The following is an 18,715-nucleotide window of genomic DNA, read 5'->3' on the forward strand; positions in this document are numbered from 1 at the left end:
ACTACGTCTCCGGAGTTGATCAGGTCGGGTCGGTCAGTACAGGGTACTCGGTTACCAGTCTCAGGATAGAATTTAACATAGATAGACCCAATATTTCGGTAATATGGGACGTTTCGATGACATTAAAGACAAAGCAAGTGAGGCAAAAGAGAAAGTATCAGAGGCGAAAAAGAAAGCAGATGAAAAAAGGGCCAACTCGATCTCGACTGCCCTCGGGAAGGTAGATGAGACAAAGACAAAATTCAAGAAACCACTTGCAGAGCCAGAAACGCGCAAGGAAGCCACCCTGACAAGTGAGAAAAGGTTCTTTATATGTGGAAACTGCGGGACGGAACTTGGGCCTCTCGAAGAAAAGCAGTATTCCAAGCTCATTAAACCGGCTCTGAAAGGTAGTAAAGCCGTCATTGGCGCTGCTACAGGAAACCCTGTTATGGCCGTCTCTAATGCGGCAGGGGCAGCAAAAGGAGCGTCTGATGCGAGTAGCGTTGACGATGGTGGGCTGGTGAAGCTACCTCATTCACGAATTAAAGAAATTAAGCAAAATCGCAATGAGGGGGAAGAGTTCCTCACGCAATGCGATGGCTGTGCCGAGTGGGTTTGTATGGACTGCTGGAATGTAAATAAAGAGGTCTGTACAGACTGTGGATAGACAGGGGAAATTCCTGTATAGATAGAAATGACATAGATTACACAGTAAGCAGGCAGGGTCTTGTGGCTAATTCGGCCGTGAACTCCCGGAATAAACATCATCCCGCTTAGCCTCCATAACGGATAATCAATCTGTCTTGGATTAGCTCGAGGCCACACTCCCGGGGATCTGATCCGCCGAATCAACAGAGATGAAGCGTACCCGCAGTACGGGCGACTCGACAGTTCCCTGCAGTGCCACGGAATCGAAAGACGGCGCGGAGATGAAGCGTCTGTCGTGAGACGCCTTCCGGCCACCCGCTCTCAAGCCAGGCGCGTCAGTCCACTCCGCCATCCCACCACACAAAATCCTTCGCCCCCGCGCCTACGAGCCTGTGGTGGTTCGACGCGCGGTGCCGGCTGCTGTCAGTCCCGCACGACCGTCGGACTGCCGTCGCCGTCGTCGACGGCCGTGAGCCCGTTGTCGACGACGAACCGCGCGGTGTGTTCGGGGACGACGCGTCCGGCCTGCCACCGCGCCCGAATCGTGGACACGAGGGTCGCGAGATCCGCACCGGTCCGGACCGTCGGCTGCATCGCCAGAAACTCGGTGTCGTGGCCGGCGTCGTTGGCGCCGTCGACGAGCGTCTCCAGTTCGGGCGTCGCGAACGCCGCCTCGAAGTCGACTGGGGCGGTGAAGCCGGCGAAGTAGACCCGGCCGTCGGTCGACGGCCCGAGCACGACCTCGTTGGTCCGGAGGTTCATCGCCGCCGAGTCGATCGTCGACCGCTTGAGCAGGGGGGCGTCCCCGCGGACCGCCGCCGCCGACTGCACTCCTTCCCTGTCGAGCAGGTGGGTGATCGTGTTACCGGCCCGCGCCGAAAATGTCGACCCGACCTGCACCTCGAAGCGGGCGGAATCGGGGTCCTCGAGTGCGGCCTCGGCGAGCGCGCGGAGCGACTCCGACGCGGATTCGTCGGGGTCGACGTGGCGGTCAGGAAGCAGGTCGTCCGGGCGGTAATTCACCAGCAGATCGCCGCCGGAGGCCTCGACCGCCCGGAGGGTGTCCTTCAGCATCGCCGCCGAGAGCGACGCCGCCTCCGCCGCCGACAGCGGGCTCGTGTCGGCGAGCCGGGGAAGTGCGAGTCCGGGACGCGGCGGGTCGGCGAGAACGGCGACGACGGTCATATCCCCCAATCGGCGACCGGCGGTCTTGAACCCGGCGTTTCGGGGCGTGAGGCCCGCGGACGCTCGCGACGCCGGTCTGCCACCCGCGGGGCCCGCGCGCCCGGCGGGGAAGCTATTATTTCGCGCCACGAGCACGTTCGGGTATGGCTGGGTCGGGGTCGGCGTGGTGCGGGTACGAGTGGCCGGCGGACTGTGAGCGGGTGGAAGGAACGGATGAGCCGATTGCCCAGTCCTGTTGCGTCCGAGAGCCCGTCGCGGACGCCGGGCGGTGCGTGTGGCACGCGGATCCGGAGGCGACCGACGAGAAGACGGTCGAGGCCCTGGCCGAGGCGCGCGTGCCGGACGACATCGCCGACCGGACCTCGCCGGCGGGGGAACTGCTCGACGGCGCGATCCTTCGCGGGCGTTCGCTGGAGGATGCCGTCGATTTTGCGGGTGCCATTCTGCGTGGCGCTGATCTCGGAGACGCGGACCTCGAAAGCGCCGACCTCACCGACGCGATCCTCTACCGCGCCGACCTCACCGACGCGTACCTCCGCTCTGCCGACCTCACCGACGCGTACCTCCGCTCTGCCGACCTCACCGACGCGTCCCTCCCTGGGGCCGACCTCACCGACGCGTACCTCCGCTCTGCCGACCTCACCGACGCGTACCTCCGCTCTGCCGACCTCACCGACGCGTCCCTCCCTGGGGCCGACCTCACCGACGCGGACCTCCGCCGGGCCGACCTCACCGACGCGGACCTCCGCCGGGCCGACCTCACCGACGCGGACCTCTGGGATGCCGACCTCACCGACGCGGACCTCCGCCGGGCCGACCTCACCGACGCGGACCTCCGGGATGCCGACCTCACCGACGCGGACCTCTGGGATGCCGACCTCACCGACGCGGACCTCTGGGATGCCGACCTCACCGACGCGGACCTCTCCGAAGCCGACCTCACCGACGCGGACCTCTTCGATGCCGCCCTCACCGACGCGGACCTCTCCGAAGCCGACCTCACCGACGCGGACCTCCGAGAGGCGGTCCTGAACGGCGTCGACGCCCGGCAGGCGGACCTGAGCGACGTCGACGCCAGGGACGCCGAGTTCACCGACCCGCCGCGCACGACTATCCCACTCGGACGCCGGCACGCCGCCGGTGGCTCGCGAGCGGGTTCCCTGCTGCCGTCGGTCCTGCCGGACCCCGATCCCGACCTCGCGGTCGATCCCGCCGCCATCGACCCGGGTCTCCTCACCTCACGCGATATCCTCACGCCCGCGGATCGCCGCCCGGAGGGCGCGAACCTCGAAGACGCCGTGCTGGAGCACGCCGACCTGCGCGGCGCCGACTTCCGCGACGCGCGGCTCTACCAGACCGACCTCACGGACACCCGGATCAACGCCGAGACCACATTCGACTCGACGACGCTGTACGAGCGGCGCCCCGACCTCGACGGCTGGTTCGCGAACACCACCGAAAGCACCCACGAGGCCGGCGCGTGGGTCCACCGCCGGCTGGAGCGCCTCCACGAGGACAACGCCCTCTCGGAGGACGCCCGGCGGTTCCACGTCCGGAAGCAGGAGGCCGAGCGGTCCCACTACGCCCGGCTGACCCTGGCGGCGGACACGCTCGCGTCCGCCCTCGGATACGGCGGCCGGTGGTGCGTGCTGACCGCGTCCGGCGCCCTGACCCGCCACGGCGAGAGCGTCCGGCGCGTCGTCGCCCTCTCGGTGGGCGTGATCCTGCTGTCGGCCCTGCTGTACCCCTTCGTCGGCGGGTTCGCGTCCGGTGCCCCCGGAGACGGTGTCGAGACCTTCCGGCTGACCGTGGGCGACCTCACCGGGGGCGACCTCGCCGCGGGCGAGGTGGCGTCGACGCTCGCCCGGAGCCTCTATTTCAGCGTCATCACGTTCAGCACGATCGGCTACGGCGACCTGTTCCCGACGGGCACCGGGTCGCGGATCCTCGTCGGCCTGGAGTCGCTCGCCGGGGCGGTGTTGATCGCGCTCCTCATCTTCGTCCTCGGCCGGCGGACGGCCCGGTGAGGCGCTCCGCGGCGGCCCGCGAGTCGGTCGGGAGACCGGTGAGCCTACGCGGCACGTCGCCGACCCCGACCGCGGGCCACGACGCCGCCGCGACCTACCGTCCGCGCCGCCCCTTCGTCTGGCGGTAGTCCCGGGAGAACACGTTCTCTAAGAGGTGGTCGACGAACGCCTCGGTCTGAGCGTCAGTCTGCTCTTCCAGTGCGACCATCGGCACCAACTCGAATCCCCGGCCCCGCACGGTGGTCGCGTGCGCCTCAGCGACGTCGACGTCGCCCGGTTGGTTCGTGGTGTAGTCGGTCGCTAAGGCGTCGAGGGTCCGCTGGCCGATCGGAACGATGATCTCGGGGTTGATCATCCGGAGTTCGGCGTTCAGATACGGCTCGCACGTCCGGATCTCCGCGTCGGTGGGTTGGCGGTCGGGGTGACGGCACCGGGTGAGATACGTCAGAAAGACGTTCTGGAGGTCCGGCTCCGCGGCGTCGGGGTCGGAGCGTGCAAAGCCCAACTCCCCGAGAATCCGCTGGAGCCGGCGGCCCGCGTCGTCGCCGGTGAACGGGACGCCGGTCCGGTCCGCGCCGGAGTGGGGGCGCTCGGCGACGAAACAGAACTCCGCGCCGACGTCGCCGTAGCCGTGGACGACGTTCGTTCGGACGTCACAGAGCGCCTCACAGTTCCGACACTCCGCGTCCATACTGAACGGGTTCGCGAGGGAGTCCTGGGAGGCGTCCACGGCCTATGTACCGGGCGCGCGGACAAAAACCGTCGGATCCGACGGTCGTTATCGGCGACTCGACGCCGTCCGCCGCCGCACCGCACCGACCATATCCGCGGTGTTCTCGGTCATCACGCGGAACGCGTCGCCGGTGTCGCCCGTGTCAAGGACCACCGGTCGCCCCCCGTCGCCGCCGGTCCGGACCGACGGATCGAGCGGGAGCGACCCCAGGAACGGCAGGTCGTTGTCGGCGGCGAACGCCTCCCCGCCACCGGTTCCGAAGATGTCGTGGGTCGACCCGCAGTCCGGACACCGGAACGACGACATGTTCTCCACGATCCCGAGCACCGTGGTGTCGTGTTTGCCGAACATCTCTAGGCCCTTCCGGGCGTCGTCGATCGCGACCTCCTGGGGCGTCGTGACGATCACCGCGCCCGTGAGCGGGAGGGTCTGCAACACAGTCAGCTGAGTGTCGCCGGTGCCGGGCGGGAGATCGAGCACGAGGTAATCGAGTTCCCCCCACTGGACGTCCTCGACCAGTTGTGTCAGGAGCTGATGAACCATCGGCCCCCGCCAGATCACGGGGTCGTCCTCGCCGACGAGGAAGGCCATCGACATCAGCTTGACCCCGTACTGCTCCGGCGGCACGATGGTCTGGTCGTCGGTAGTCTCGGGGGCCTCGTCGGCCGCGACCATCCGCGGGACGTTCGGCCCGTAGACGTCCGCGTCGAACAGGCCAACCCGGGCGCCCAGCTTCGCCAGCCCGGCGGCGAGGTTGACCGCGACCGTCGACTTTCCGACGCCACCCTTCCCGCTGGCGACGGCGATCACGTTCTCGACGCCGGGCAGGACGTCCTCCTCGGGGTCGACCTCGGCGGGGACCCCCGCCGAGAGGTCGACATCGTAGCCGGTATCGTCGAGGACCTCGCGGACCCGCGATCCCATCTCGGTCTCGACCGGGGAGTACGGGGCGCCCAGCGCGAGCGAGATCCGGATGGTCCCGGCGTCGTCGTCGACTTCGACGGCGTTGACCAGTCCGAGCGAGACGATGTCGTCGCCGAGTTCCGGGTCCGTGACCGACCGGAGGCGCTCGCGGACGGCGTCGTCGTTCATACCCCCGAGTGGGCGCGAGCGGGCGATAAGACTTTTGAACGGCCGGGCGCGCTTGAACACATCCGGTATCTCTTTCCTCGAAACTCGGACCAGTGTAACCGTAAACGATTACATATTCCCCGACAATGACACCGGATTTATATCCGTCGGCGAGAACTCTCGCGTAATGCTCGAAGACGATTTCGGTCGCGAAGTGTCCGGGGTCCGGGTCTCGCTGACGGACCGCTGTAACTTCGACTGCGTCTACTGCCACAACGAGGGGCTCGGCGACACCCGTGGTCCGATGGACCCGCAGGACGACGAGATGACCGCCGACGAGGTGGTCCGGTTTCTGGAGGTCGTCTCCGAGTTCGGGGTGCGGAAGGTGAAGTTCACCGGCGGGGAGCCGATGCTCAGAGGCGACTTAGCGGAGATCATCCGGCGCGTGCCCGACGGGATGGAGGCGTCGATGACGACGAACGGGACCTTCCTCCCCGGCCGCGCCGAGGACCTGAAGGAGGCCGGACTCGAACGGGTGAACGTCTCCCAGGACGCGATCGATCCCGACGCGTTCGCGGAGATCACCAAGTCCGGCGCCTACGAGAAGGTCATCGAGGGCGTCGAGGCCGCCCTGGAGGCGGGACTCGAACCGGTGAAGCTGAACATGGTCGTCTTCGAGCACACTGCGGGCTACGTCGAGGGGATGGTCGATCACGTCGCCGAGAACCCCGGGCTCCAACTCCAGCTCATCGAGTATATGCCCGAGTTGACGGGAAAGCCCGAGTGGAACATCGACATCGGCCGGGTCCACGACTGGCTCGAGGGGAAGGCCGACCGGGTGGAGACCCGCGAGATGCACAATCGCCGGCGGTACTACGTCGGCGGCGACCCCGCCGACGACGGCTCCGACCCCGGGATGGTCGAGATCGTCGATCCCGTCGAGAACCCCAACTTCTGTGCGAACTGCCACCGCGTGCGAGTCACCCACGAGGGGTACCTGAAGGGCTGTCTCAACCGCAACGACGACCTGCGGTCGATGGGCGAGATGACCCGCGAGGAGATCCGCGAGACGTTCAGGGAGACCGTCGCGAACCGCGTGCCGTACTACGGCGAGTATATGATCCAGGAGGACGGCGAGTGGGTCGTCAACGACAAGTACATCGACGCGCCGGTCGCGACGTCCGACTGAGACGCTCGGTCCGCCGAACGCCTCTATTCACTCCCCCCAGTTCCCGTTTCCGCCAGGAACGCGTCGATCGCGTCGCCGCCCTGGAACCCCTCGGCAAGCCGTCCGACGACGGCGCCGTCTCGGAAGTGTACGAGCGTCGGCACACTGGTGATTCCGAACCGCTCGATCGACGCCGGATCGTCCCGCGGGTTGATCGTCGCCACCGCGAGGTCCCCGTGTGCGCGGGCGACGTTGCCGAGGACCGGTTCGAGTCCGGCACACAGCGAACACCCCTCCGTGTAGAAGTCGACGAGCACCCGGTCGTGAGCGTCGACGAAGCGGTCGAGGTCGGCTTCGGAGTCGAGTTCGACCGGGCGATCGGGCGCCGATTCGGATGGGATGTCGGTCTGCATATCTCCTCTTTGGCGCTGGGAACCCATATACTGTCGGCGGTCTGGCGGCGTGCACTCCCGGTCGCCTCCGGACTGCCCGTGGACGGGACCGGACGCGATACGTCGCCGTCGGCGTGTGAGAGCGACGCATACCCCCGTGTACACGGCTCACACCCGCTCGTCCTATCGTGACCCTTAAGTAGCGTACCCGGCTTGTTCCGACTGCAATACGCTGTAGGGAGGTCGACTCCCGAGTCCGCAAGGGCGACAGTGCGAGACCGCGCGTTGCGGTAGCCAAGCCTGGCCCAAGGCGCAGGGTTGCTAACTCTGTGGCGTTCACGCCTCCGGGGTTCGAATCCCCGCCGCAACGTCACCGGACATCCAAAAGCTATGAGTGCAGAAGAACCACAGGACGCCGCCGACGAGGAGGACGATGACCTCCGATACTTCGTCAGGATCGGGACCACCGATCTGGACGGGACGAAGAGCGTCGAGCGGAGTCTCAGAGAGATGAAGGGAATCGGCAAGCGCACGGCGCGCATCGTCACCGACGCCGCCGGCGTCGATCGACAAGCGACGTTCGGTCTGCTCGAGGACGACGAGATCGACGCGGTCGTCGACGCCGTCGAGAACCTCGAAGACTACATCCCCGAGTGGATGGCAAACCGGCGGAACGACTTCTTCTCCGGCGAGACCAGCCACAAGACCGGGTCCGACCTCGAGGAGAAACGACGCCACGACATCAACCGGATGAAGATGATCGACTCCTACAAGGGCGTGCGTCACAAGCGCGGCCAGAAGGTCCGCGGCCAGCGGACGAAGTCCACCGGCCGGACCGAGGGGACGATCGGCGTCAACGTCGAGGCGATCAAGGAGGAGGCGGCCGAGGAGGCCGCAGACGAGGACGAATAACCGATGGCGACCGGAAACAACACAAAGCGGTACGAGACGCCGAACCACCCGTATCAGGGCGAGCGGATCGCCCAGGAGGGAGACCTGCTCGGCCGCTACGGACTGAAGAACAAAGAGGAGCTGTGGCGCGCACAGTCGGAGCTCCGGAACTACCGGCGGGAGGCCCGACGCCTCATCGGCGAGGCACAGGGCGACCTGGAGGCCGCGGAGGCGGCCGGCGAGGAGTTCCTCGCCCGGCTCCGCCGCTACGGCATCCTCTCGGAGGGCGACGACATCAGTCGCGTCCTCGGGCTCGACGTCACCGACATCCTGGAGCGTCGGCTCCAGACCGTCGTCTACCGCGCCGGCCTGGCGAGTACGCCGGAGCAGGCGCGGCAGTTCGTCGTCCACGGCCACGTCACCGTCGACGGCGCCCGCGTCACGCGGCCGTCGAAGATGGTCGAGGTCGCGGAGGAAGACGCGATCGAGTTCGACGACACCAGCCCGCTCGCGGACGAGCTTCATCCCGAGCGCGCGGAGGGACAAGAGTAATGAGCGAATCAGAGACTTCCAGGGACAAGTGGGGAATCGCCCACGTGCACGCGTCGTTCAACAACACCCTCATCACGGTCACCGACCTGACGGGCGCGGAGACGATCGTCAAGTCCTCGGGCGGCGCAGTGGTGAAGCAGAACCGCGACGAGGCGTCGCCGTACGCCGCCATGCAGATGGCGGAGTCGGTCGCAGAAGAGATCAAGGCCGCCGGCATCGAGGGCCTGCACGTCCGCGTGCGTGGCCCCGGCGGCAACGACATCAAGAGCCCGGGTCCGGGCGCGCAGGCGACGATCCGTGCGCTGGCCCGCGCCGGGCTCGAGATCGGCCGTATCGAGGACGTCACACCGATCCCGCACGACGGGACGCGCGCACCGAAGAACCGCCGACTGTGAGGGGCTCCAGATGACGAACGACTTCGAGGTCGAGTTCATCGAATCCGGCGACCGGTCCGCCAGGTTCCTGGTCCGGGGCGTCTCGCCGGCCGTCGCAAACGGCATCCGCCGGGCGATGGTCGCCGACGTGCCGACGTTCAGTATCGATTCCGTCCGGTTCGTCGAGAACTCCTCGGTGATGTTCGACGAGATGATCGGGCTCCGGCTGGGGCTGGTTCCGCTTTCGACCCCCCTCGGCGACTTCGAGGCGGGCGACGTCGTCACCCTCGCTTTGGACGTCGAAGGGCCGGCGACCGCCTACTCCGGGGATCTGGAATCCGCGGACGCGATGGTCCAGCCAGCCGACGAGAACGTTCCGATCATCGAGCTCAAGGAGGGCCAACACCTCGAACTGGAGGCCGACGCGGTGCTCGATTCCGGGAAGTCCCACGCCAAACACCAGGGCGGCGTGTCGGTCGGTTACCGCCACCTCCAGCGCGTGGAGGTCGTCGGCGACGCCGGCGAGTTCGAAGAGCAGGAGTCGAACATCCTCCGTGGCGTGATCGAGGAGGCCGCGGCCGAACACGCCGACGCCGACGCCACGAACGGCGACCTCGTCCCCACGGACGAGTTCGACAACGACCTCACGAACCGGTATCCGGGCAAGGAGGTCGCGGTCCACGACGTGCCGGAGGCGTTCGTCTTCCACGTCGAGACCGACGGCTCGTTCGGCGTCGAGGAGCTGGTGCTCCGCGCCGCCGAGACGCTGGGGGACCGCGCCGCGGAACTCGAATCGAAAGTCGCGATATAGCACAATGACTGTCCCTTCACTCACCCGACGCCCGCACGCCCCGCCGCGATCGGCGGCCAGCCGCTGTTTCGCCGGCTCTACGGCCGGGGCTTCGACCCGCGGGCGTTGCCAGACCGAAAGGAGTTTGAAGGGCCACGCAGTAGCACGAAGTGCGAGCAGGGATAGCCAAGTCTGGCCAACGGCGCAGCGTTCAGGGCGCTGTCCCATAGGGGTCCGCAGGTTCAAATCCTGCTCCCTGCACTTCTGTGCTCGAACGACAGTGAGAGCTACGAGTGCATACAGGAGATTTGAACCACGGGAGTCGCAACGGCGGAGCGGAGCGAGGCCGACCGTCTCCGGGCGGTTCAAATCCTGCTCCCTGCACTTCTGTGCTCGACCGAACGGGAGAGCGACGGGTGTAGACGGTGGATCCGACCCACCGCGAATCGCGTCCGCACTTCGGAACTTCACAGGATGTACATTATGAGTAAGACGAATCCGAGACTCAACAGTCTCATCGCCGAGCTGAAGTCGGTGTCGCGCGAGTCAGGCGCCAACGTCTGGCAGGACGTCGCGGACCGGCTGGAGAAGCCACGGCGCACCCACGCGGAGGTCAACCTCGGGCGTATCGAACGGTACGCTCGCGAAGAGGAGACCGTCGTCGTACCCGGCAAGGTGCTGGGAAGCGGTGTGCTGCAGAAGGACGTTACAGTCGCGGCGGTCGACTTCTCGTCGTCCGCTCGAACCAAGATCGAACAGGTCGGGGAGACGGTGGCGCTCGAGGATCTGGTCGCCGAGAACCCCGACGGCAGCAACGTGCGGGTGATCCGATGAGCCTCGCCGAATTCGACGCCGACGTCGTCGTCGACGCGCGGAACTGCATTGTCGGCCGCGTCGCCAGCAAGGTCGCACAGCGCGCCCTCGACGGCGAGCGGATCGCGATCGTCAACGCCGAGGACGCCGTCGTCACCGGCCGCGAGGAGAGCGTGATGGACAAGTACCGGACGCGGACGGAGCAGGGCTCCGACCGCGGGCCGTACTACCCGACCCGACCCGACGGGATCTTCAAGCGCGCGGTGCGCGGGATGCTCCCGTACAAGACCGACCGCGGTCGTGAGGCCTTCGAGAACGTCCGCGTCTACGTGGGCAACCCCTTCGACGAGGACGGCGACGCCCTCGACGGCACGACGCTGGATCGGCTCTCGAACATCAAGTTCCTCTCGCTCGGAGAGGTATCCGCGAACCTGGGTGCGAACGTCACATGGTAACCAACACGTCGGGAAAGAAGAAGACGGCAATCGCCCGCGCCACCGTGCGCGACGGCGAGGGCCGCGTCCGTATCGACTCCCAGCCGGTCGAGCTGTTCGAGCCGGAGACCGCCCGCCTGAAAATGCTGGAGCCGTTCCGCATCGCGGGCGAGGACCTCCGCTCGCAGGTCGACATCGACGTCAGCGTCTCCGGCGGCGGGTTCGCCGGCCAGGCTGACGCCGCGCGCACCGCGATCGCCCGCGGGCTGGTGCAGTATCTCAACGACGCGGAGCTCCGCGACGCCTATATGGACTTCGACCGCTCGCTGCTGGTCAACGACGTCCGGCAGTCCGAACCGAAGAAGTGGGGCGGCCCCGGCGCGCGGGCCCGCTACCAGAAGTCCTACCGCTGAGGTGATCCAGCCATGATGATCCCCGTCCGGTGTTTCACGTGCGGCAACGTGATCGGCGAACACTGGGACGAGTTCAAGCAGCGGGCCCGCGACGGCGACGAGGACCCCGCGACGGTCCTCGACGAGCTGGGCGTCGAGCGGCACTGCTGCCGGCGGATGATGGTCTCTCATAAGGACCTCGTCGACGTGGTCGCCCCCTACCAATGAGCGGACGCACGCAGTACAACCGATACGAGAAGGCGCGGATCCTGGGCGCGCGAGCGCTGCAGGTGTCCTACGGCGCGCCGGTGCTCATCGAGACCGACCAGACCGAGCCGATCCTGGTGGCCGCCGAGGAGTACGACGCCGGCGTCCTGCCGTTCACCGTCAAACGCGAGGGCAACTGAGATGACGCTGATCTCGAGTATCGCGCTCCGCCGGGTGCTGGACTCCCGGGGCAACGCCACCGTCGAGGCGGACGTCCTGACCGAGTCCGGCGGGTTCGGCCGCGCCGCCGCCCCCAGCGGGGCGAGCACGGGCGAACACGAGGCGATCGAACTCCCGGCGGGGGAAGCCATCGCTGCCGCCCGGGAGCACGCGGTCCCCCGCCTGGTCGGCGAGGTCTACGCCGGTAACCAGCGGGCGGTCGACGCCGCGCTGCAGGCCGCCGACGGCACCGGGAACTTCTCGGAGATCGGCGCCAACAGCGCGGTCGCGATCTCGATGGCCGCAGCGAAGGCCGGCGCCGACGTGCTGGGCGCGCCGCTGTACCAACACCTCGGCGGGACCTTCCGCGGCGAGTCGTTCCCGGTTCCGCTCGGCAACGTCGTCGGCGGCGGCGAACACGCCAAGGAGGCCACCCACATCCAGGAGTTCCTGGCCGCGCCCGTCGGCGCGCCGAGCGTCTCCGAGGCCGTCTTCGCCAACGCCGCGGTCCACGCCCGGATCTCCGAGCTCCTCGACGACCGCGGGATCCCCGCGGCGAAGGGCGACGAGGGGGCGTGGGCGCCGCCGATCTCCGACGCGGAGGCGTTCGCGGTCGTCGGCGAGGCGGTCGACGACGTCGCCTCGGACCTCGGCTTCGAGATCCGATTCGGCCTGGATATGGCCGCCGCGGAGCTGTACGATTCCGAGGCCGACGCCTACGTCTACGGCGACCAGACCCGCTCGACGGCCGAACAGGTCGACTACGTGGCCGAGATGGTCGACGAGTACGACCTCGTCTACGTCGAGGACCCCCTCGACGAGAACGACTACGAGGGCTTTGCGGAACTGACCGAACGGGTCGGCGGCGGGGCTTCAGCCCCGGGCGCGAGCGGGCGAGGCCCGCGAGCCGACCGGACCCTGATCTGTGGCGACGACCTGTTCGTGACGAACGTCGACCGCCTCCGGGACGGGATCGACGCGGGCGCCGGCAACGCGATCCTGATCAAGCCGAATCAGATCGGGACGCTCTCGGACGCCTTCGACGCCATCGAACTCGCAACCGAGAACGGCTACGAGACGGTGGTCTCCCACCGTTCCGGCGAGACCGAGGACGCCACGATCGCACACCTCGCCGTCGCCACCGACGCCGGGTTCATCAAGACCGGCACGGTGGGCGGCGAGCGAACCGCCAAACTCAACGAACTGGTCCGCATCGCGGACGACGCAGTATGACAGACAACGACAACGACGCGGTCGAAGTCGTCGACGACGAGTCCGACCCGGAGGCGACCGGGGACGACGCCGGCGCGACGGCCGAGGCCACTTCCGACCAGACCGAACCGGTCGCCGACGCCGCCGACGGGGCCCCCGAGGCCGCCGCGGCCGCCGAGGCAGAAAACCCCGAAGACGAGGGCCCGACGTTTGACGAGGACGTGATGCCCGACGAGGAGGCCGACCTCCTGATCCCCGTCGAGGACTACCTCGCGGCGGGCGTCCACATCGGGACCCAACAGAAGACCCAGGACATGGAGCGGTTCATCCACCGCGTCCGCGACGACGGGCTGTACGTCTTAGACGTCAGCCAGACCGACTCGCGGATCCGGACCGCCGCCGACTTCCTCGCGAACTACGATCCGGAGCGCATTCTGGTGACGAGTTCGCGGCAGTACGGCCGCTTCCCGGCCACGAAGTTCGCCGACGCGGTCGGCGCCCGTGCCCGGACCGGCCGGTTCATCCCGGGCACGCTGACCAACCCCGACTACGACGGGTACATCGAGCCAGACGTGGTCGTCGTCACCGACCCGATCGGCGACGCCCAAGCGGTCAAGGAGGCCATCACTGTCGGCATCCCCGTCATCGCGATGTGTGACTCCAACAACCAGACCGGCAACGTCGACCTCGTCGTCCCCACCAACAACAAGGGGCGGCGCGCGCTGTCGGTGGTCTACTGGCTCCTGGCGAACGAGACGCTCGACCGCCGCGGCAGCGACACCGTCTACGCCCTCGAGGACTTCGAGGACGAGATCTGAGCGGCGACCGGGTTTTGGCGCGTCTTTTGCGGATTCACACCTCCCGAGCCGCGGGTGCGGCGTCGGCGGAGCGCCCGACTGCCGGGGGTCGCTGACGCGTCCCCGCGGTCGGTTTCGACGCAACAAGGGTTTTGCCCGCCCATCCCTTCCGGTCGGTATGGATCTGCAGCGGAGCGTTCGGGCGGTTGCGACCGCGTCCGGCGACGGGTCGGGCGGGATCGACTGGGAGGCGGTCGCGACGGCCGCCAAATCCGCGACCGACGCCGGTTCGCTCGCGTTGACCGACGCCGAGCGGGCCGGCTACGCCGCCGATGTCCGCGACGCACGCGACCGGCTACGCGCCGTCGGGGGTCTCGAGTTCGACGTCCCAGCGGCGGTGGAAGTCCAGAACCGCCACCACTGGATCGACGCCAACGTGGCGACGTTCCGGCGGGTGATGCGGCCCGTCGAGTCCGAGGTGAACATCGCGTTTCCGACGGTTGTGAGCGTGTTCAACACCGGGTCGATGGCGGCGGTGCTCTCGTTCCTTGCGTCGCACGTGCTCGGCCAGTACGACCCCCTCCTGCTTGCGGACGGCGACGACCACGAACTCTACTTCGTCCACCCCAACATCGTCGACGCCGCGGCGGACCTCGGGGTCGATTACCCCCGGTTCCGCCGGTGGATCGCGTTCCACGAGGTCACCCACGCCGCCGAGTTCGGCGCGGCTCCGTGGCTCTCCGACCACCTGGAAACGCGGATGGAAGGAGCCTTGGAGACGCTGTCGGAGGGCGGGTTCGACCGCGACGCGTTCCGCGAGCTCGACGCCACGATGACCGCCGTCGAGGGGTACGCGGAACTGCTGATGGACCGGGCGTTCGACGCGGAGTACGCCGACCTGCGGCGGAAGCTGGACGCCCGACGCCGTGGCGGCAGTCCGGTGACCAGGGTCGCGCGCAGGCTGCTCGGGCTGGGGATGAAGCGCCGCCAGTACGAACGCGGCGCGGATTTCTTCCGTGCAATCGCGGACCAGCGGGGCGTCGCGGCCGCCGCCGCGGTGTGGGAGGACCCGGTGAACCTCCCGACCGACGCCGAGTTCGACGACCCCGCGCGGTGGCTGGCGCGGGTGGATCCCTGAGTTCGCGGCGGCCGCAACCGTCATACTCTTTCTGTCCGGGGATGTAATGATTGGTATGCGCGTCAGAGACTGGCAGGACATCCTCGCGGACGTGACAGAGTCCGACGCCGACCCCGACGGGTGGCGGGCCATCGCGGGCGACCGCCAAGACGGGCTGGGCGAGGACCTCTTTTTCGGTCACCCCGACGAGGGGGTGTACGCGTTGAAGACGTACACGAAGAACCCCACGGAGCTCCGGGGTGTCGGCGGCCGCGTCGCACGCCGGATCGACGACGACCTCGATCCGCTGTTCCCCCGACGGGACCGCGACGACGCCGGCCGGTTCGGCGTCCAGTCGCCGCCGGAGGACGAGGCGGACGCCGAGACGATGGCCAAACGGCTGGAGGAGGCGGTGAAGGTCCACGCCGAGGCACCCACCGAACCCGACGACTTCTTCACCGACGTGATGGACGCCCTCGACAGCCCGGCGTTCGGCCCGATGGAGTACGAGTTCGACGGGCGGCCAGACCGGCTCGACGACCTCAAAGAGGAGTTCGGCCACGCCGACGAGTTGCTCTCGAAGGACCTCGACCAGCTCGTCGAGGAGGACGGCGTCGGCCGCGGGTTCCAGTGACGCCGGCGACGCCGGCCGCCCGGGCGGCGAACCGACGCGGGTCCGGAGGGCCCCCGTGGTCGGACCGAGCCTGACCGACGAGGAGCGCGACCTCGCCAGCCGCCGGCTCAAACTCGGATTCGTCGGCCTGGTTGCGGCGTCGGGGGCGCTCACCGCCGTCTGGGCCGGCGGGTCGCTGCCGTTCGTTGCCGCGGGGTTCGTCGGCGGCGCGGTCCTGGGGACGGTGCTGCTTTGGTTCGTCCTCCGGTGGTGGGCGGAGTTTCTGCCCTCCGCCGAGCGGGCGCGAAACCGGGGTCGACGGTGAGACGGGGGCGCCGTTGACCGGCACTGATACCGGCGACCGATAGCGTCTTACCGCGCGGTAGGTATGTACGTGACGTGAAACTGCGTGGCCGTCTCGTCGACGTCGGCGCGGAACGCGAGGTCGACACGGAGTACGGGTCGCGGTCGCTTGCGGAGGTGACGGTCCGCGCCGACGACGGGAGCGGCGACTCCGCGGACGGGCCGGCCACGGGCGATACCGCCCGGCTCACCCTCTGGGGGAAGTGGACACACACCGTCGAGCACGCCGACCCTGGAATGGAACTGCTGGCGACGGAGCTCGAGACCTCGGAGTACCGCGGCGAGACGGGCTACGCGACGACCGGCGACTCGCGGGTGGTGCTCGAACCCGGCTTCCTAGTCGACGTGACCGACATCCGGTCGTGGGTGCAGTGCCCGCGGATGTACTACCTGAACAAGCTCTCGGGGATTCCACTCAACTACCCCGTTGTGAAGGGAACCATCGTCCACGAGGTGTTCGGCGACCTCCTCCGGGATCGCGACCTCGAGGACGCGATCGATGAACGGGTCGAGGAGGCGGGGCTGGAACTCGGACTCCTCGGTCGCGAGGCCGGGGAGGTCCGCGACGAAGTCCGCCGGAACGCTGCCGCCATCGAGGGGTGGCTCGCGCAGGGCACGCTCACCGAGGAGGACGCCTGGCGCTCCGAATACACGCTGATCTCGCCGACGTTCGGCATCAAAGGCCGGGCGGACGCGCTCAGACGCGGGATGCCGGTGGAACTCAAAACGGGGAAGAACACCAGCCGGGAGCCGCGCTTCCACGACAAGATCCAGGCGGCGGCGTACGCTTTGGTGCTCGCCGAGCGCGGCGTTCCCGCCGACACGGGGACGTTACTGTACACGAAGAACACGGCCCTGGAGCGCACCGAGGAGACGGGCGACCTCTCGCCCGCCAAGGAGTTCTCGATCGGCGACGGCCTGCTCGATTTCGTGGTCCGGACGCGAAACGAGATCGCCGCGATGGAGTTCGATACCAGTGTCCCGACCGGCTACGAGGCCGACGCCCGGTGTGAGTACTGCTTCGAGCAGGACACGTGTATGGTGGTGTCCGGACGGCTCGACCAGGAGTCGAAGGCGGGGCAGATCGGGGAGGCCGTGCCCGAGGGGGAGCGCGAGTACTTCGAGCGGTTCTACGACGCCATCGAGGCCGAGCGTAGCCAGGTCCACGCGGAGTACCGGAAGCTGTGGGAGCAGTCCGCGGAGGACCGCGCCGCCGACGACCGGGCGCTGATCGGGCTGGAGCCCATAGATCGGACCCGGCGCGACGACGGCCGCTGGGAGATGCGGGCGCGGAAGCCCGACGACGCGGTCTCGAAGCTCCGGGACGGCGACGTCGCGCTGGCGAGCGACGGCGACCCCGTGGCCGGCCACGCCGAACTCTGTCGGATCGTCGAGTTGGGGGACACTGTCGTCGTCACTGCCGACGAGCCGCTCGACCTCGCACGGCTCGACGTCTACCCCTCGGAGATCGGCGTCGACCGGATGCTGACCGCGCTCCACGACTTCGTGCTGAAAGGCGACCCCGACCGGAAGGACGTCCTGTTCGGCCGCCGGGACCCGACCTTCGCCGATCGGTCACTCGGTCCCGACGGCGACCCCGAAACCTTCGTCGCCAACAACGCTGCCCAGGACGAGGCCGTCCGGCTCGCGGTCGACGCCGACGACTTCGCGCTGATCCACGGCCCGCCGGGGACCGGCAAGACCCATACCATCGCCCGGATCGTGGAGGCGCTGCTCGACGAGGGCGAGGACGTGTTGCTGTCGGCGTTCACCAACCGCGCGGTCGACAACGCGCTGGATGCGATCCGCGAGCGGGGTGTCGCGGACGTCGTCCGCGTCGGGACCGAACACGGCGTCCGCGAGGATATGCTCGACGTCCGGTTGGAGCAGGGCGGCGAGCCGAACGAGCGGGCCGCCGCGCTCCGGGCGGCCCCGGTCGTCGCCGCCACCACCGCCACCTGCGGGTCGCGGGTGCTGCGCGAGCAGTCCTTCGACGTGGCGCTGATCGACGAGGCCTCGCAGTTGACCGAACCCGGGACGCTCGCGGCGGTCTCCCGCGCCGACCGGTTCGTCCTGGTCGGCGATCACGAGCAGCTTCCACCAGTGGTTCGCGCGGAGAACGACCTCCGGACGTCGCTGTTCGAGCGGCTGATCGAGACTTCTCCGGAGGCGTCGGTGTTGCTCGACCGCCAGTACCGGATGGCCCAGCGGATCCAGGCGTTCCCCTCCCGGGAGTTCTACGACGGCGCGCTCCGGCCGGCGGACGGGGCGGTCGCCACACAGCGCCTCTCGGATCTCGGCGTCGACGAGTCAACCTTGCCGGAGGCCCTCCGGGATCGGGTCGCGTTCGTCGATCCCGACGGCGAGCGCGTCGGCAACACCAACCCGAGGGAGGCCGCCCGGGTCGCGGACGTGGTCGATTCCTACCTCGCGGCGGGGGTCGACCCCGACGACGTCGGCGTGATCGCGCCGTTCCGCGCGCAGGTCGCCGAGATCGACCGCCGGACCGAGGTGGCGGTCGACACCGTCGACCGGTTCCAGGGGTCGGCCAAGGAGGTGATCGTGGTCTCCCTCGTCGCGACCGGATCGCTGGAGGGCCCGATCTTCGAGGACCACCGCAGGGTGAACGTCGCGCTCACCCGGGCCCGGAAGGCGCTCGCCCTGGTTGGCGACGCCGACGCGCTGGCGACGGACCCGTTCTACGCCAGGATGCTTTCGTGGGCGCGGCAGTAGCG

22 protein-coding genes and 2 tRNA genes are annotated in these 18,715 nt (G+C 68.2%); 20 read left to right on the top strand and 4 right to left on the bottom strand.

The window, feature by feature from the left end; translation table 11 throughout:
* The first annotated feature begins 103 nt into the window (after positions 1–103).
* Positions 104–649 (top strand): hypothetical protein, encoded by a 546-nt coding sequence (locus tag H5V44_RS04335; protein ID WP_185191878.1) that lies wholly within the window; start codon positions 104–106, stop codon positions 647–649.
* Positions 650–1,053: 404 nt separating this feature from the next.
* Here the strand turns inward: H5V44_RS04335 and H5V44_RS04340 are convergent, their stop codons facing one another.
* On the bottom strand, positions 1,054–1,815 hold the full coding sequence (locus H5V44_RS04340) for a DUF2064 domain-containing protein (RefSeq protein ID WP_185191879.1): 762 nt from the start codon (positions 1,813–1,815) through the stop codon (positions 1,054–1,056).
* 143 nt (positions 1,816–1,958) lie between these two features.
* Between H5V44_RS04340 and H5V44_RS04345 the strand changes: the two genes are divergently transcribed.
* Positions 1,959–3,842, top strand: coding sequence for a pentapeptide repeat-containing protein (locus tag H5V44_RS04345; RefSeq protein WP_185191880.1), 1,884 nt, complete (start codon positions 1,959–1,961; stop codon positions 3,840–3,842).
* A gap of 94 nt (positions 3,843–3,936) precedes the next feature.
* On the opposite strand, the gene H5V44_RS04350 is transcribed toward H5V44_RS04345, so the two are convergent.
* Positions 3,937–4,572 carry a uracil-DNA glycosylase gene (locus tag H5V44_RS04350; RefSeq protein ID WP_343067676.1) on the bottom strand — a complete coding sequence of 212 codons (636 nt, stop codon included), beginning with the start codon at positions 4,570–4,572 and terminating at the stop codon, positions 3,937–3,939.
* Between the two features lie 48 nt (positions 4,573–4,620).
* The gene (locus tag H5V44_RS04355; protein ID WP_185191881.1) at positions 4,621–5,667 is read right to left on the bottom strand and encodes an Mrp/NBP35 family ATP-binding protein; all 1,047 of its coding nucleotides are present in this window, start codon (positions 5,665–5,667) and stop codon (positions 4,621–4,623) included.
* Positions 5,668–5,833: 166 nt separating this feature from the next.
* Between H5V44_RS04355 and moaA the strand changes: the two genes are divergently transcribed.
* Positions 5,834–6,835, top strand: coding sequence for a GTP 3',8-cyclase MoaA (gene moaA / locus H5V44_RS04360; RefSeq protein ID WP_185191882.1), 1,002 nt, complete (start codon positions 5,834–5,836; stop codon positions 6,833–6,835).
* 23 nt (positions 6,836–6,858) lie between these two features.
* Here moaA and H5V44_RS04365 read toward each other — a convergent pair whose 3' ends face one another.
* The gene (locus H5V44_RS04365; protein WP_185191883.1) at positions 6,859–7,227 is read right to left on the bottom strand and encodes a thioredoxin family protein; all 369 of its coding nucleotides are present in this window, start codon (positions 7,225–7,227) and stop codon (positions 6,859–6,861) included.
* 263 nt (positions 7,228–7,490) lie between these two features.
* Between H5V44_RS04365 and H5V44_RS04370 the strand changes: the two genes are divergently transcribed.
* The 17 genes from H5V44_RS04370 (at position 7,491) to H5V44_RS04450 (ending at position 18,713) form a co-directional block, all read left to right on the top strand.
* Positions 7,491–7,576, top strand: a tRNA-Ser gene (locus H5V44_RS04370).
* A gap of 20 nt (positions 7,577–7,596) precedes the next feature.
* Entirely contained in the window at positions 7,597–8,118 is a 522-nt protein-coding gene (locus H5V44_RS04375) for a 30S ribosomal protein S13 (protein WP_185191884.1), read from the top strand.
* A gap of 3 nt (positions 8,119–8,121) precedes the next feature.
* Entirely contained in the window at positions 8,122–8,649 is a 528-nt protein-coding gene (locus tag H5V44_RS04380) for a 30S ribosomal protein S4 (RefSeq protein ID WP_185191885.1), read from the top strand.
* Complete coding sequence (locus H5V44_RS04385) at positions 8,649–9,044, top strand: 30S ribosomal protein S11 (protein ID WP_185191886.1); 396 nt, start codon at positions 8,649–8,651, stop codon at positions 9,042–9,044. Before H5V44_RS04380 ends, H5V44_RS04385 begins: the two co-directional genes overlap by 1 nt.
* A gap of 10 nt (positions 9,045–9,054) precedes the next feature.
* Positions 9,055–9,834: a DNA-directed RNA polymerase subunit D gene (locus H5V44_RS04390; RefSeq protein ID WP_185191887.1), complete on the top strand. Its 780-nt coding sequence runs from the start codon at positions 9,055–9,057 to the stop codon at positions 9,832–9,834.
* 155 nt (positions 9,835–9,989) lie between these two features.
* Positions 9,990–10,074 (top strand) — tRNA-Leu (locus tag H5V44_RS04395).
* 222 nt (positions 10,075–10,296) lie between these two features.
* The gene (locus H5V44_RS04400; RefSeq protein WP_185191888.1) at positions 10,297–10,647 is read left to right on the top strand and encodes a 50S ribosomal protein L18e; all 351 of its coding nucleotides are present in this window, start codon (positions 10,297–10,299) and stop codon (positions 10,645–10,647) included.
* Positions 10,644–11,081, top strand: a complete 438-nt coding sequence (locus tag H5V44_RS04405) for a 50S ribosomal protein L13 (RefSeq protein ID WP_185191889.1) — start codon at positions 10,644–10,646, stop codon at positions 11,079–11,081. Before H5V44_RS04400 ends, H5V44_RS04405 begins: the two co-directional genes overlap by 4 nt.
* Positions 11,075–11,473, top strand: coding sequence for a 30S ribosomal protein S9 (locus tag H5V44_RS04410; RefSeq protein WP_185191890.1), 399 nt, complete (start codon positions 11,075–11,077; stop codon positions 11,471–11,473). Before H5V44_RS04405 ends, H5V44_RS04410 begins: the two co-directional genes overlap by 7 nt.
* 12 nt (positions 11,474–11,485) lie before the next feature.
* Complete coding sequence (locus H5V44_RS04415) at positions 11,486–11,680, top strand: DNA-directed RNA polymerase subunit N (protein WP_185191891.1); 195 nt, start codon at positions 11,486–11,488, stop codon at positions 11,678–11,680.
* Positions 11,677–11,859, top strand: coding sequence for a DNA-directed RNA polymerase subunit K (locus H5V44_RS04420; RefSeq protein ID WP_185191892.1), 183 nt, complete (start codon positions 11,677–11,679; stop codon positions 11,857–11,859). Before H5V44_RS04415 ends, H5V44_RS04420 begins: the two co-directional genes overlap by 4 nt.
* Position 11,860: 1 nt before the next feature.
* Complete coding sequence (gene eno / locus H5V44_RS04425; protein WP_185191893.1) at positions 11,861–13,111, top strand: phosphopyruvate hydratase; 1,251 nt, start codon at positions 11,861–11,863, stop codon at positions 13,109–13,111.
* A complete protein-coding gene (gene rpsB / locus H5V44_RS04430; RefSeq protein WP_185191894.1) occupies positions 13,108–13,908 on the top strand; it encodes a 30S ribosomal protein S2 in 801 nt (266 codons plus the stop codon). The genes eno and rpsB overlap by 4 nt, the downstream gene beginning before the upstream one ends.
* Before the next feature lie 157 nt (positions 13,909–14,065).
* The gene (locus tag H5V44_RS04435) at positions 14,066–15,025 is read left to right on the top strand and encodes a zinc-dependent metalloprotease (protein ID WP_185191895.1); all 960 of its coding nucleotides are present in this window, start codon (positions 14,066–14,068) and stop codon (positions 15,023–15,025) included.
* Positions 15,026–15,080: 55 nt separating this feature from the next.
* Complete coding sequence (locus tag H5V44_RS04440; protein WP_185191896.1) at positions 15,081–15,638, top strand: hypothetical protein; 558 nt, start codon at positions 15,081–15,083, stop codon at positions 15,636–15,638.
* Between the two features lie 55 nt (positions 15,639–15,693).
* The gene (locus H5V44_RS04445; RefSeq protein WP_185191897.1) at positions 15,694–15,942 is read left to right on the top strand and encodes a hypothetical protein; all 249 of its coding nucleotides are present in this window, start codon (positions 15,694–15,696) and stop codon (positions 15,940–15,942) included.
* A 74-nt stretch (positions 15,943–16,016) separates the two neighbouring features.
* Positions 16,017–18,713 carry an AAA domain-containing protein gene (locus H5V44_RS04450; protein ID WP_185191898.1) on the top strand — a complete coding sequence of 899 codons (2,697 nt, stop codon included), beginning with the start codon at positions 16,017–16,019 and terminating at the stop codon, positions 18,711–18,713.
* Positions 18,714–18,715 lie beyond the last annotated feature (2 nt).

Origin of the sequence: Halobellus ruber (assembly GCF_014212355.1) — an archaeon.
Lineage (GTDB): Archaea > Halobacteriota > Halobacteria > Halobacteriales > Haloferacaceae > Haloquadratum > Haloquadratum rubrum.

Coding starts and splice junctions, on each gene's coding strand:
- H5V44_RS04405 (WP_185191889.1), top strand. CDS start 10,644: ATGAGCCTCGCCGAATTCGACGCCGACGTCGTCGTCGACGCGCGGAAC.
- H5V44_RS04345 (WP_185191880.1), top strand. CDS start 1,959: ATGGCTGGGTCGGGGTCGGCGTGGTGCGGGTACGAGTGGCCGGCGGAC.
- H5V44_RS04340 (WP_185191879.1), bottom strand. CDS start 1,815: ATGACCGTCGTCGCCGTTCTCGCCGACCCGCCGCGTCCCGGACTCGCA.
- H5V44_RS04355 (WP_185191881.1), bottom strand. CDS start 5,667: ATGAACGACGACGCCGTCCGCGAGCGCCTCCGGTCGGTCACGGACCCG.
- rpsB (WP_185191894.1), top strand. CDS start 13,108: ATGACAGACAACGACAACGACGCGGTCGAAGTCGTCGACGACGAGTCC.
- H5V44_RS04400 (WP_185191888.1), top strand. CDS start 10,297: ATGAGTAAGACGAATCCGAGACTCAACAGTCTCATCGCCGAGCTGAAG.
- H5V44_RS04385 (WP_185191886.1), top strand. CDS start 8,649: ATGAGCGAATCAGAGACTTCCAGGGACAAGTGGGGAATCGCCCACGTG.
- H5V44_RS04440 (WP_185191896.1), top strand. CDS start 15,081: ATGCGCGTCAGAGACTGGCAGGACATCCTCGCGGACGTGACAGAGTCC.
- H5V44_RS04365 (WP_185191883.1), bottom strand. CDS start 7,227: ATGCAGACCGACATCCCATCCGAATCGGCGCCCGATCGCCCGGTCGAA.
- H5V44_RS04410 (WP_185191890.1), top strand. CDS start 11,075: ATGGTAACCAACACGTCGGGAAAGAAGAAGACGGCAATCGCCCGCGCC.
- H5V44_RS04380 (WP_185191885.1), top strand. CDS start 8,122: ATGGCGACCGGAAACAACACAAAGCGGTACGAGACGCCGAACCACCCG.
- H5V44_RS04390 (WP_185191887.1), top strand. CDS start 9,055: ATGACGAACGACTTCGAGGTCGAGTTCATCGAATCCGGCGACCGGTCC.
- eno (WP_185191893.1), top strand. CDS start 11,861: ATGACGCTGATCTCGAGTATCGCGCTCCGCCGGGTGCTGGACTCCCGG.
- H5V44_RS04335 (WP_185191878.1), top strand. CDS start 104: ATGGGACGTTTCGATGACATTAAAGACAAAGCAAGTGAGGCAAAAGAG.
- H5V44_RS04420 (WP_185191892.1), top strand. CDS start 11,677: ATGAGCGGACGCACGCAGTACAACCGATACGAGAAGGCGCGGATCCTG.
- H5V44_RS04375 (WP_185191884.1), top strand. CDS start 7,597: ATGAGTGCAGAAGAACCACAGGACGCCGCCGACGAGGAGGACGATGAC.
- H5V44_RS04415 (WP_185191891.1), top strand. CDS start 11,486: ATGATGATCCCCGTCCGGTGTTTCACGTGCGGCAACGTGATCGGCGAA.
- moaA (WP_185191882.1), top strand. CDS start 5,834: ATGCTCGAAGACGATTTCGGTCGCGAAGTGTCCGGGGTCCGGGTCTCG.
- H5V44_RS04435 (WP_185191895.1), top strand. CDS start 14,066: ATGGATCTGCAGCGGAGCGTTCGGGCGGTTGCGACCGCGTCCGGCGAC.